Below are 12,710 nucleotides of genomic sequence, written 5' to 3'. Positions count from 1 at the left end.
TCAAGTGATTATTTTCAGAAGCTTTCGAAGATTTCTTCAACAACTTCAACCACTTGCGCTTCTGATCTCTCATCAGCGGGAGGCGAATTCTACAGCGTTACACGCTGCTGTCAACACCTCTTTTTCAGCTTCCTTTTGGCTTCGATGAACTGAAGCAACCTACTGCCGAAAACTGCGTAACTCATTGCTTACCAAGGAGTTTTCCGTTTCGACTGCGCCGGAAGTGGGGCGAATTATAGGCTCCCAGAATCTGCGGTCAAGTGTTAATTACGCTTTTGTTGCAGAAGGTGCTTTTTTCGCAATAAGCCGGGGGATTCGGCGCATCACCGGCGGTACACGCAACACCAGCAGCAGCGCACCTACAGATGCATAGATTACCCACTCCTTTAGATCAGCTCGCACGATCCACAACATATGCAGCAGTCCGAGCCCAAGAATCACATATACCAGGCGATGCAGCTTCTTCCAACGACTGCCCAGTCGACGTTGGCTATAGCGATTAGACGTCACCGCCAACACCAGCAACGACAAGAACCCTAACGTACCCACAATAATATAAGGCCGCTTACGTAGCTCGACCCCAAGCTGAGACCAATCCAGTCCCAGAACAAACACACAATAGGCCGCCAGATGCAGTACCACATAAGCAAAGCACCACAACCCTAGCTGTCGGCGCACCGCTATCCACCCCGCCCAGCCGCTCAACTTTTGCAGCGGGGTCATCCCCAGCGTGATCAACAGCAGGATCAAAGTGCCCAACCCCAGTCGATCAACCAGCACCTTTCCTGGATCTGGTCCAAGAACAAAACTCCACGCCTCATATAGCCATAACAAAGGCCACACTGCCGCGGCTATAAAAACGCCGAGGCGCCAGATGGGGTAGCGCATTAGTAGTTCTTCCGCAGGTCGAGACCTGCATATAAAGAAGCAACCTCATCCGAGTAGCCATTGAACATCTGCGTTTCACGTACATTCGGACTGAACAAACCACTTGGCAGACGACGCTCACGCGCCTGAGTCCAACGCGGATGGTCCACTGTAGGGTTCACATTGGCATAGAACCCATACTCATCCGCCGCAATACTCTGCCACGTGGTTTTCGGCTGCTCACTCACAAGGCTGATCCGCACGATCGACTTCACACTCTTGAAACCGTACTTCCAAGGCACGACGAGACGTAACGGCGCGCCGTTCTGATTGGGCAACTCGCGCCCATACATCCCAACGGCAAGAATCGCTAAAGGATTCATCGCCTCATCCAGGCGCAAACCTTCAACATAAGGCCAATCGATCAAGCCAAAACTCGAACGCTGCCCCGGCATGCTCTTGGAATCCTGGAGTGTTTCAAAGCGGATGTATTTGGCCTTGGAGGTTGGCCCAACCTGCTGGAGCAACGCGGAGATCGGAAAGCCCATCCATGGAATGACCATCGACCAAGCCTCGACGCAGCGCAACCGGTAGATCCGCTCTTCCAACTGATAGGGCTTCATGAAGTCCTCCAAGGCATAACGCCCCGGCTTGGCAACCTCACCATCAATCACGACACTCCAAGGTTCGGTCTTGAGTGAACCCGCGTTGTTCGCCGGATCCCCTTTGTCAGTGCCGAATTCATAGAAGTTGTTGTAGTGGGTTGCGTCCTTGAACGGGGTGATAGCCTCACCTTCAACCGTCACAGCCTGCCATTTAGTAGCAGGCAGCTTGCCAGTAAACCAGCTCGGCGCCTTCCCCGGCTCAACATCGGCATATCGCGCAGCGTCATCTGCACTGGCACAACGCGGCAGGCCGCTGGCAGCAATGCCCGCAAGCGCACCACCGATCAAGCTACGGCGAGAAAGATAGACGGATTCAGAGGTGACATCCGATTCATGGCAATCGGACGCTTTAGGCAATTTGATTAACATGGCAACTCCGCAGCATTGGAGGACTGATGCACCAATAGACTGCGGAGTATGGGGGAAATTACATTAAGGCAACGTTTTGTCCCGGCGCATATGTAGCAAGTACTGAACTGGCCCAGAAGCGGCGTAGACCAAGAAGGCCAATAGCAGAATCCGAGGCGGATCACTGAAGACCACCGCAAACACCAGCACCACTGCCAGGATTGCCACGAAAGGTACTCGCCCTTTGAGATCAAGCTCCTTGAAGCTGTTGTACTTGATGTTGCTGACCATCAGCATTCCGGCAGCGGCAACCATTAACGCCACCAGGAAAGACATTTTCGAGCCCTGGATGCCGTAATCACTGAATGCCCAGACGATACCCGCCACGACACCCGCCGCTGCCGGACTGGCCAACCCGATGAAGTAACGTTTATCAGCAGTACCCACCTGAGTGTTGAAACGTGCCAGACGCAAAGCGGCGCCCGCGACATAGATGAAGGCAACCATCCAGCCAACCTTGCCCATGTCACCCAATGCCCAAGCAAATGCCAACAGCGCCGGCGCGACCCCAAATGCAACCATGTCAGACAGCGAGTCGTACTCGGCACCGAAGGCACTTTGGGTATTGGTCATACGTGCAACACGACCATCCAAACCGTCGAGCACCATGGCCACGAAAATGGCAATGGCCGCGAAACCGAAGTACTTGCTGGCACTCGCCGCATCACCCGCCGCCAGCGCACTTTGGGCACTCATGGAGTTGATAATGGAATAGAACCCGGCAAACAAGTTTGCCGTAGTGAACAGATTGGGCAACAAATAGATGCCACGATGCCGGACCTTGCGGCCTTCAGCGTCATGCCCTTCTTCGACATGCTCATCGATCGGTAGCAGGCTTTCGGCGTCAGGAGCCTGGTTAGGCTCTTCGGGACGTTCGCTCATGGACTTTACCTTGCAACGGTGTGAAAAAATTCGACCAATACTTGCGGCGAGTGTTCGCTCGCAAACGATGCAGCTTTATACCAGAACCCGCCCCCAAACGAAAAAACGCGGCCTAAGCCGCGTTTTCTCTTGATGCGTACGACTTAGTTTTTAGCTTTGTCGACGATCTTGTTGGCACCGATCCACGGCATCATGGAACGCAGTTGCTCGCCGATGACTTCGATACCGTGAGCAGCGTTGTTACGACGCTTGGCGGTCATCGAAGGGTAGCCGGTAGCGCCTTCACTGATGAACATTTTGGCGTATTCGCCGTCCTGAATACGTTTCAGGGCGTTGCGCATAGCTTGGCGGGACTCGGCGTTGATCACTTCTGGGCCAGTCACGTACTCGCCGTATTCGGCGTTGTTGGAGATCGAGTAATTCATGTTGGCGATACCGCCTTCGTACATGAGGTCAACGATCAGCTTCAGTTCGTGCAGGCATTCGAAGTAGGCCATTTCCGGCGCGTAGCCAGCTTCAACCAGGGTTTCGAAACCGGCTTTAACCAGTTCAACGGTACCGCCGCACAGAACGGCTTGCTCGCCGAACAGGTCGGTTTCGGTCTCGTCCTTGAAGGTGGTTTCGATGATGCCGGTACGACCGCCACCTACGCCAGCAGCGTAGGACAGCGCGACGTTCTTGGCGTTGCCCGAAGCATCCTGGTAGATCGCGATCAAGTCAGGGATACCACCGCCTTTGACGAACTCAGAGCGTACGGTGTGACCTGGCGCTTTTGGCGCGATCATGATCACGTCCAGGTCTGCGCGTGGCACAACCTGGTTGTAGTGAATCGCAAAGCCGTGGGAGAAGGCCAGGGTGGCGCCTTTCTTGATGTTCGGCTCGATTTCGTTTTTGTACAACGAGGACTGGAACTCGTCCGGGGTCAGGATCATGACCAGGTCAGCAGCAGCAACAGCGGAAGCAACGTCAGTCACTTTCAGGCCATGAGCTTCCGCCTTGGCAACGGTGGCCGAGCCTTTACGCAGACCAACAGTCACGTCAACGCCGGAGTCTTTCAGGTTGCAAGCTTGCGCGTGACCCTGGGAGCCGTAGCCGATGATGGCGACTTTCTTGCCCTGGATGATCGACAGGTCACAATCTTTATCGTAATAAACTTTCATGAGGTTCCTCTATATATCCAGGCCGTAAGGCCATTCACTAATTTGGGTTAGATGCTGAGTACTTTGTCGCCACGGGCAATCCCGGTGACACCACTGCGTACCGTTTCCAGAATCGAGGCCGTCCCGATCGACTGGATGAAGCTGTCCAACTTGTCGCTTGTACCGGTCAGTTGCACGGTATAAACGCTGGCGCTCACATCGACGATCTGCCCGCGATAGATGTCGGTAGTCCGCTTGATTTCGGCACGTTGGGCACCCGTAGCCTTGACCTTTACCAGCATCAGCTCGCGCTCGATGTGGGCACTTTCCGACAGGTCGACCAGCTTGACCACTTCGATCAGCTTGTTGAGGTTCTTGGTGATCTGCTCGATCACCTCATCGTGGCCCACGGTGGTCAACGTCAGGCGCGACAGAGTCGGGTCTTCGGTCGGAGCCACGGTCAGGCTTTCGATGTTGTAGTTGCGTTGCGAAAACAGGCCGACAACACGAGACAGAGCGCCGGGTTCGTTCTCCAGAAGCAGGGAGATAATGTGCCGCATGATTAAGTACGCTCCGTCTTGTTCAGCCACATGTCGCGCATAGAGCCGTCTTTGATCTGCATCGGATAAACGTGCTCGCTGGTATCCACTTGAATATCGAGGAACACCAGGCGGTCCTTCATGGCGAACGCCTCTTCCATCTTCGGCTTCAGATCTTTCAGATCGGTGATGCGAATGCCGACGTGGCCATAGGCTTCAACCAACTTGATGAAATCCGGAAGCGATTCCATATAGGAATGAGAGTGACGGCTGCCGTAGCTCATGTCTTGCCATTGACGAACCATACCCAGCACGCCGTTGTTCAGGCAGACGATCTTCACCGGAAGACCGTACTGCAGGCACGTCGACAGTTCCTGAATGTTCATCTGGATGCTGCCTTCACCGGTAACGCACGCGACGTCGCTGTCCGGGAAGCTCAGCTTCACACCCATGGCCGCAGGAAAACCAAAGCCCATCGTGCCCAGACCACCGGAGTTGATCCAGCGGTTAGGCTTGTCGAACTTGTAGTATTGCGCGGCGAACATCTGGTGCTGACCCACGTCGGAGGTCACAAAGGCGTCGCCCTTGGTCACTTCGCACAGGGTCTCGATCACGGTTTGAGGCTTGATGATGCTGCCGTCGCCCTTGTCGTAAGGGAACAGGCCGCGGTCACCGCGCCATTCGTCGATCTGCTTCCACCAGCTGGCGACGGATTCCTTGTTCGGCGTCTCACCGATGTCCTTAAGCGCAGCGACCATTTCGGTCAGCACACTTTCCACAGGACCTACAATTGGCACGTCGGCCTTGATGGTCTTGGAGATGGACGCTGGATCGATATCGATGTGGATGATCTTCGCGTTCGGGCAGAATTTGCTCGCGCCGTTGATCACACGATCATCAAAACGCGCACCCACAGCCAGGATCACGTCGGCGTGGTGCATGGTCAGGTTGGCGGTGTAGCTGCCGTGCATGCCGAGCATGCCGACGAACTGACGGTCCGTACCCGGAAAGGCGCCGAGGCCCATCAGGGTGTTGGTGACCGGCAGGTTGAGCAACTTGGCCAACTCGGTCAATGGGGCGGAGCCCCCGCCGAGGATCACACCGCCACCCGAATACAACACAGGGCGCTTGGCTGCCAGGAGCATTTCTGCCGCCTTGCGAATTTGCCCCGAGTGCCCACGAACGGCCGGACTGTAGGAGCGCAGCTTGGCTTTCTTCGGGAAGACGTATTCGAATTTTTCAGCCGGGTTGGTCATGTCTTTCGGAATATCGACCACGACAGGGCCCGGGCGACCGGACTGCGCGAGGTAGAACGCCTTTTTCATGACTTCCGGGATTTCCGACGCATGCTTGATCATGAAGCTGTGTTTCACGATCGGCCGGGAGATACCGATCATGTCGGTTTCCTGGAATGCATCGGTACCGACCATGGTGCTTGGCACCTGGCCAGAAATGATCACCATCGGGATGGAGTCCATATAAGCAGTCGCAATGCCGGTAATGGCATTCGTTGCGCCTGGGCCGGACGTTACCAGCACCACGCCGGCTTTACCGGTGGCACGGGCGTAACCGTCAGCCATATGGGTCGCGGCTTGTTCGTGGCGAACCAGGATGTGGGTAACAGCCGGCTCCTTGAACAGTGCGTCGTAAACATGCAACAGAGCACCACCTGGGTACCCGTAGATATAGTCGACGCCTTCGTCACGCAAAAAGCGGACGAGCATCTCACCGCCAGATAAAAGCTCCACGTTGTTCACCTCTAAAACGCCAGAATACCGTCCGTTGAAAACCGACGGGTCTTAATAGGTTTACTTCTCAACAGAGCATGAGCGACGGTGGTCGCCGACTACGTCAGCACTGACTGAGCAAGTATTGGGATCGTCCCAAGTGTTGCGGGCTTTTCCCACCCAGCGCGAGGTAACGCGTTGCGGGTGTAACAGGTCGGCGCGGATGTGCGCCTCATGATCTGCTGAGCGGGCCTGCTTCTGGCAGTCCCGATACAGCGGACTTTGGATTCTTCTGTTTCAGGCCGTTCAAGTCAAGCAATAATTGCGCTTTTTTCCAACTAAGCGCATGAGAACGTAGAAGAAAGGGCTTTGAGGAGGGATAAAACTCGCCTGAATGTCGTCAAGCGGTAGAAATATGCGCAAGACTGCCGAAAAAACCGGCAGTCAGGCAATTAACGAGCGTCGACGATCAATTGATCGAACTTTTTCAGCGCATTGCGTAAACCGAGGCTCTCGCGCGGCCGATCGGCGTACACCATCTCGGCCATCTCCAGAATCCCTGACGCATTGGGCAGTGGCAGGTCCTGTTCGAGGATCTGCTTCATGCGCGTCAGGAAAATCCATTGCAGCCACTGGTGAAAGTCCAGGGTATCCACCGAAAACGGCTCAACACTGCTGAGCGCCTCGATGCTGGGGGACACCTCATCCCACCAGCCTTGTATGCGCAGTTCGCGCTCAATCAGCAATAACTGTTCGGCAATCGCGGGAAACCGTACATCCATCAGAGGCTGACCTTGGCTTTCTGCCGGGCCTGAGCAGCGCCAGCGGCATCACCTTGTGCGGCGCGCGCATCTCCGATTAACGCCCAAAGACTGGCCTGCAGATCGGGACGACCGTTGGCCAGCGTGAGGCCACGACGGGCGAACTGTTCGGCCTGAGGCGCATCGCCTTGGGCCATGCGTACCTGTGCCAGGCGATACAGTACTTGCGGTTCACGAGGTGCAACTCGCTGCGCCCGCTCAAGGCTCGATGAAGCGCCGTTCAGGTCGCCACCGGCCTGTTGTTGCTGCGCCGTAGTCAGCAAGGCCAGCACCGGACCGTCCAGTTGCTCGTCAGCCGAAAGGCCGCCGCCACTGGAGGAAGATGGAATGCCACTCGGCGTCGACGGCATGTTGTAAGTGCCCTGATTGATCGGCGCGGTCTGAATCGGCGCGGACTCAATCGGTCCGGAGGTGCTTGGACCTGGAGTCCATGGCTCGACACTGATCGGTGCGGACGTAGCGGCGCTGCCGCCCGGCACCATCACCACCACGCCCGAATCTTGCGGCACGGCCTGAGGCTTGGCCTGCGCCGGACGGTTGGTCACGGTCTGGCGGAAACCGCCATTGGCCGAGATCCGGTCGCTATTGGAGACGGCAGTGCTCGAATCCACCACGGGAATGGAGCCGCGCTGCACGCTGGAGCAACCGCTGAGCAAAGCCAGAGCTGTAATCGCTGGAATACACCACTTGTTCACTTGAAACCCTCTTTGCTTAATTCATCCAGCCCTTGACCCAATCCATCACCGATTCCGCGTCCGCAGGGGCACCGCCGCCGCACGCAGCACCGGGTGGTGGCTCGCTGCCGCGAATATACGGCATCTGTACTGCGCCCGGACAGTTAGCGTCGGAACCCTGGCCGGTATGCGGATCAATCCAGGCCTGCACGATGTTATCCGGCTGCGGCATATTCAATGGCAACGGATCGGCCTTGCGCATAAAACTGGTCCAGACCTGCAACGCACCGGTAGCACCGGTAAAAGGCGTCTTACCGTTGTCGTCTCGACCGAGCCACACCACGGCCAGTACATCCTGACCGAAACCTGCAAACCAGCTATCGCGCGAATCGTTACTGGTACCGGTCTTGCCCGCCAGCGTCAGGTTGGACGGAAGCACCTTATAGACCGAGCTACCGGTACCTTCACGCATCACGCGCTGCATGGCGTTCTGGATCAGGTAGATAGAGCCAGCGTCAAAGCGCTGCTGGATCTGGAACGGGTAGCGCTTGAGCGGCTCACCCTCAGCCGTCAGTACACTGCGGATCCCGCGCATCGGAGTGTTGAAGCCACCGTTGGCGAGGGTCTGGTACATGGTCGCGACTTCCATCGGCGTCATGGCGCCGGCGCCCAACAGGATCGATGGGAACGACGGGAATTCGCGGGTGATGCCCAGTCGAGCCAGCGTCTTGAGGACATTCGGCACGCCGACTTCCAGGCCAAGCCGAGATGTAGAGATGTTGTAGGAGTGCGCCAAGCCTTGATACAGGAACACCGTGCCGTGGGAACGGCGATCGAAGTTCTGTGGGGTCCACACCTGGCCGTCCCCGCCTTTGACCGACAGCGGATCATCCGACAGCCAGCTCGTCAGGGTGTACTTGCTCGGTTTTTCCAACGCAGTGAGGTAGACCGCAGGCTTGACCAGCGAACCAATCGGCCGCACCGCATCCAAAGCACGATTGAATCCGGCAAAACTCGCCTGGCGACTGCCGATCATGGCTTGGACTTCACCGGTTTCCGGATTGGTGACCACCATTGCGGCTTCTACTTCGTCGGAGCCCTTACGACCCGTCAGACGCTTGAAGGTATCGCTGACTGACGCTTCGGCCTTCATCTGCAAAATCGGGTCAAAACTGGTGAAAATTCGCAAACCTTCTTCGGTCAAGTCCTCGTCGCGGTAGTCTTCACGCAGTTGACGTTTAACCAGATCGATAAAGCCTGGGAATGAACTGTCCGCCAACTTGCCGCGAGTTGTCACACCCAGCGGCATTTTCTTCGCTGCGGCCACCTGTTCAGCCGTGGCCACGCCTTGCTGCTCAAGCACATCCAGCACCAAGTTACGGCGCTCAAGCGCACGCTCAGGATTGCGACGCGGGTTGTAGTAGGAAGGCCCCTTGACCATCCCCACCAACAAGGCCACTTGATGCAGCTTCAACTCAGACAGCGGCTGACCGAAGAAGAACTGGCTGGCCAGACCGAAGCCATGTACCGCGCGCTGGCCATCCTGCCCGACGAAGACCTCGTTGAGGTATGCCTCAAGGATTTCCTGCTTGCTGTAGTGAAGCTCAAGCAGCATAGCCATCATCGCTTCGGTGAGCTTTCGGGTCAGACTGCGCTCGTTGGTGAGGTAGAAGTTCTTCACCAACTGCTGAGTCAGCGTACTGCCGCCCTGGGTCATCTTGCCGCCGGACGTGTTCACCCAAACCGCACGGGCAATCGACTTCGGCGAAACACCCCAGTGGCTATAAAAATCGCGATCCTCTACCGCAACCAGAGTTTCCAGCAGGTACGGAGGCACCTGATCAAGCTTGATCAGGATGCGATCTTCAAGGTTTTTCGGGTAAATCCCGCCGATCATCAACGGTTCAAGACGTACCACCGGCAATTTCGAGCCGTTGAGGGAGGACAACTCGGCGACGTAATCACCGGAAAAGCGCACGCGGACCGGCTGGGCTTTTTCCAGGCCTTCATAGAACTGGAAGCCACGGGTATTCAGGTCGACAGTGTTTCCGCTGACAGCGGCCGCACCCGGGCCGTTGCTCACGGGTTCGCGGCGGTAGCCGAGGGCATCGAGCTCGGTAAGGAAGTCATCCTTGCTCAGCTTCTGGCCGCTGAACAATTCCAGCGGGCGCGCGTACACCTTTGCAGGAATGGTCCAGCGCTTGCCGGAGAACTTCTCCTGGACCACAGCGTCGAGGTACACGGCGAAGCCGGCGAGTACCACAAGGCCTACGAGGCCGAGCTTGAGCGCCCAGCCAAGCCAAGGGCGCAGGCCGCGGGAAGGAGGTTTTTTACGGGAACGGGGAGATCGGGTTCGAGTCATGGCGGCGGATTATACGCACTTTATTGATGATCAACATGAGCCGGACAGCGGTTTGCACGACCGTCCGTAGCAGCCATAATGCGCGCCATGATTTCCCCCAGACTCTGAAGGATCGCCCGTGAGCCAGTCACTGATCGCCGCCCTGCAAAACCCGGCTTTGTACCCTCATCCGGTTGAAGCGTTCCAAGTCATCGAGACCCATATTTCATGGGTCGTATTGACCGGCCCTTACGCCTATAAACTGAAAAAGCCGATGAATTTCGGGTTTCTGGACTTCACCGACCTGGAAAAGCGCGAACACTTCTGCAACGAAGAGCTGCGTCTGAACCAGCGTCTGACGAACGACTTGTATCTGGACGTGTTGCCGATTACCGGCACTGCCGAAGCGCCTCAATTGGGCGGCGACGGCCCGGTGATCGAATACGCACTAAAGATGCGCCAGTTCCCGCAAAGCCAACTGCTCAGCACCCTGCAAGCCAATGGCGAACTGACGGCAGCGCACATCGATGAAATGGCCAAGCAAATTGCACACTTCCATCTCACGGCACCGAAAGTCCCGCAAACGCATCCGGCTGGCACTCCTGACGAAGTGATGGCACCGGTACGGCAGAACTTCGAGCAGATCCGTCCGTTCCTAAGCGATAAGGCAGACCTGGTTCAACTCGAAGCCTTGCAAGCCTGGGCCGAAAGCAGCTTCGAACGCCTCAAGCCACTGCTGGCACAGCGCAAGCTCGACGGTTTCACCCGCGAATGCCACGGTGATATCCACCTCGGTAACGCCACCTTGATCGACGGCCAAGTGGTGATTTTCGACTGCATCGAGTTTAACGAACCGTTTCGCTTCACCGACGTGTATGCCGACACCGGCTTCCTGGCAATGGACCTGGAAGACCGCGGACTCAAGTCCCTGGCCCGCCGCTTCATCAGCCAATACCTGGAACTGACCGGCGACTATCAGGGCCTTGAAGTGCTGAACTTCTATAAAGCCTACCGCGCCCTGGTACGCGCCAAGGTGTCGTTGTTCAGCATGCCGAGCGAAGCAAGCCCGGTACAACGCGCCACCACTCTGCGCCAGTACCGCAACTACGCGAACCTGGCAGAAAGCTACAGCACTATTCCTTCACGCTTCCTGGCGATTACCCACGGCGTCTCGGCTGTGGGCAAAAGCCACGTATCCATGCGCCTCGTGGAAGCGCTTGGTGCCGTGCGCCTGCGGTCGGACGTGGAACGCAAACGCCTGTTCGGCGAGCAGCAAGTGGAAAACACGCTGCAGGCCGGTATCTATGCAGCCGACGCCAGCACAGCAACCTACGCTCGTCTGAACGACCTCGCAGATACCGTGCTGCGCGCCGGCTTCCCGGTGGTACTGGATGCCACCTTCCTGAAACGCGAACAACGTGAAGCCGCCGCCAAGGTTGCCGAAGCCACCGGTGCGCCCTTCCTTATTCTGGACTGCAACGCACCACAGGCCGTTATCAGCAGTTGGCTGGCACAACGTCAGGCAGACAAAAACGATCCGTCCGACGCTACTCTGGCCGTTATCGAAGCACAGCAGGCCAACCGTGACCCCCTCACAGCTGAAGAACTGTTGCTGAGCAAACGCGTCGAGACCAATCAAAGCGGGACTCTCGACGCGGTGGTCGCGCAAATTCGCCAGCGCTTGCCAGGCCTGTAAGAAAAATTTCTTGGTCGTGTCGTCTACTTGGGCGCGCGGCCGAGCAATAGTGGCACTATAATGGCGCCATAAATCCAACAGGAGTTCGTTGTCATGAGTCAGCCCAAGCTTCTTGATACCCCGCTCTACTCGCTCCTGCATAAAGACGATGTTCGCGGTTTCAACCAGGAGCGTCCGAAAGACGGCGCTATCGACATGCGCGGAGGCGACTTCCGTGGGCTGGACTTACGCGAGTTGAATGTCACCGGCGTAGATTTTACCGACGCGTATTTCCGCTCCACCGACTTGCGCGGGTTGGATTTGCGCGACTGCTCGCTGGAGGGCGCCAGCCTGGCCCATGCGCAGATTTCGGGCACTTACTTTCCGCCTGAGTTGACCGCCGACGAAATTCTCATGTCGGTCAATTTCGGCACGCGTCTGCGCTACCGTACCAAGTAACACACGCCTCAAGCCCGCTACGTGCAACGTGTAGCGGGCGGCTCACGCCTGCTCACCGTCAAAATCCCCGCGCCATTCTTATAAGCTTTTTGGCCGTTTCGGACCAAAGAACCACGCCTTTCCTACTGAACGCTACACTCCTGTTCAGGCTTGCCTGGTCACGAATACCCACCGCACCATTCGGCCGTCGCAAGGAGGCTTGATGAACGATGAGCTGCAACACCTGAAAAACCTTGGCAAGACGTCAGCGCAGTGGCTGCATGCGGTGGGCATCCACAGCGCGTCCGACTTGCGGCGCTTGGGCGCGGTCGATGCGTATCGAGCTGTAAGGACTCGCGGCTTCCGCGCATCGAAAGTTTTGCTGTATGCCATCGAAGGGGCGCTGATGGATGTGCACTGGAACGACATCCCCGTTGAGCGTAAGGAAGCGTTGAACCGGCAACTGGATGCAATCTCAACGCGCCAGAAGAATTAGATCGACCAAAACACTCAATATTTACGTAGGTTTCGAAC

Annotated in this window: 12 protein-coding genes; 3 read left to right on the top strand and 9 right to left on the bottom strand. The window is 57.0% G+C overall.

What is annotated here, in order from left to right; translation table 11 throughout:
* Positions 1 to 267 precede the first annotated feature (267 nt).
* The 9 genes from msrQ to mrcB form a co-directional block, all read right to left on the bottom strand.
* Positions 268 to 888 carry a protein-methionine-sulfoxide reductase heme-binding subunit MsrQ gene (gene msrQ / locus CKW32_RS25320; RefSeq protein WP_095186265.1) on the bottom strand — a complete coding sequence of 207 codons (621 nt, stop codon included), beginning with the start codon at positions 886 to 888 and terminating at the stop codon, positions 268 to 270.
* On the bottom strand, positions 888 to 1,901 hold the full coding sequence (msrP, locus tag CKW32_RS25315) for a protein-methionine-sulfoxide reductase catalytic subunit MsrP (protein WP_095186264.1): 1,014 nt from the start codon (positions 1,899 to 1,901) through the stop codon (positions 888 to 890). Before msrP ends, msrQ begins: the two co-directional genes overlap by 1 nt.
* A 63-nt stretch (positions 1,902 to 1,964) precedes the next feature.
* Complete coding sequence (gene pssA, locus CKW32_RS25310) at positions 1,965 to 2,822, bottom strand: CDP-diacylglycerol--serine O-phosphatidyltransferase (RefSeq protein WP_032884759.1); 858 nt, start codon at positions 2,820 to 2,822, stop codon at positions 1,965 to 1,967.
* Between the two features lie 143 nt (positions 2,823 to 2,965).
* Positions 2,966 to 3,982, bottom strand: coding sequence for a ketol-acid reductoisomerase (gene ilvC, locus CKW32_RS25305; RefSeq protein WP_003194132.1), 1,017 nt, complete (start codon positions 3,980 to 3,982; stop codon positions 2,966 to 2,968).
* 47 nt (positions 3,983 to 4,029) lie between these two features.
* A complete protein-coding gene (gene ilvN, locus CKW32_RS25300) occupies positions 4,030 to 4,521 on the bottom strand; it encodes an acetolactate synthase small subunit (RefSeq protein ID WP_003176102.1) in 492 nt (163 codons plus the stop codon).
* A gap of 2 nt (positions 4,522 to 4,523) precedes the next feature.
* Positions 4,524 to 6,248, bottom strand: a complete 1,725-nt coding sequence (locus tag CKW32_RS25295; protein ID WP_095186270.1) for an acetolactate synthase 3 large subunit — start codon at positions 6,246 to 6,248, stop codon at positions 4,524 to 4,526.
* 431 nt (positions 6,249 to 6,679) lie between these two features.
* Positions 6,680 to 7,009 (bottom strand): YqcC family protein, encoded by a 330-nt coding sequence (locus CKW32_RS25290; RefSeq protein ID WP_032884758.1) that lies wholly within the window; start codon positions 7,007 to 7,009, stop codon positions 6,680 to 6,682.
* Positions 7,009 to 7,743 (bottom strand): M48 family metallopeptidase, encoded by a 735-nt coding sequence (locus CKW32_RS25285; protein WP_095186263.1) that lies wholly within the window; start codon positions 7,741 to 7,743, stop codon positions 7,009 to 7,011. The genes CKW32_RS25290 and CKW32_RS25285 overlap by 1 nt, the downstream gene beginning before the upstream one ends.
* A gap of 16 nt (positions 7,744 to 7,759) precedes the next feature.
* Complete coding sequence (gene mrcB / locus CKW32_RS25280) at positions 7,760 to 10,084, bottom strand: penicillin-binding protein 1B (protein WP_032884756.1); 2,325 nt, start codon at positions 10,082 to 10,084, stop codon at positions 7,760 to 7,762.
* Between the two features lie 118 nt (positions 10,085 to 10,202).
* Here mrcB and CKW32_RS25275 point away from each other — a divergent pair, with 118 nt between their 5' ends.
* From CKW32_RS25275 to CKW32_RS25265, 3 genes are all read left to right on the top strand, one after another.
* Positions 10,203 to 11,759, top strand: coding sequence for a bifunctional aminoglycoside phosphotransferase/ATP-binding protein (locus CKW32_RS25275; RefSeq protein ID WP_095186262.1), 1,557 nt, complete (start codon positions 10,203 to 10,205; stop codon positions 11,757 to 11,759).
* Positions 11,760 to 11,852: 93 nt separating this feature from the next.
* Positions 11,853 to 12,197 carry a pentapeptide repeat-containing protein gene (locus tag CKW32_RS25270; RefSeq protein ID WP_032884754.1) on the top strand — a complete coding sequence of 115 codons (345 nt, stop codon included), beginning with the start codon at positions 11,853 to 11,855 and terminating at the stop codon, positions 12,195 to 12,197.
* 202 nt (positions 12,198 to 12,399) lie between these two features.
* A complete protein-coding gene (locus CKW32_RS25265; protein WP_032884753.1) occupies positions 12,400 to 12,672 on the top strand; it encodes a TfoX/Sxy family protein in 273 nt (90 codons plus the stop codon).
* Positions 12,673 to 12,710 lie beyond the last annotated feature (38 nt).

The organism is Pseudomonas sp. Irchel 3H9 (assembly GCF_900187495.1).
In the GTDB taxonomy this organism is placed as follows: Bacteria; Pseudomonadota; Gammaproteobacteria; order Pseudomonadales; family Pseudomonadaceae; genus Aquipseudomonas; species Aquipseudomonas sivasensis.
Note: the sequence above shows the minus strand (reverse complement) of the source record. Positions and strands in the feature narration are given on the sequence as shown.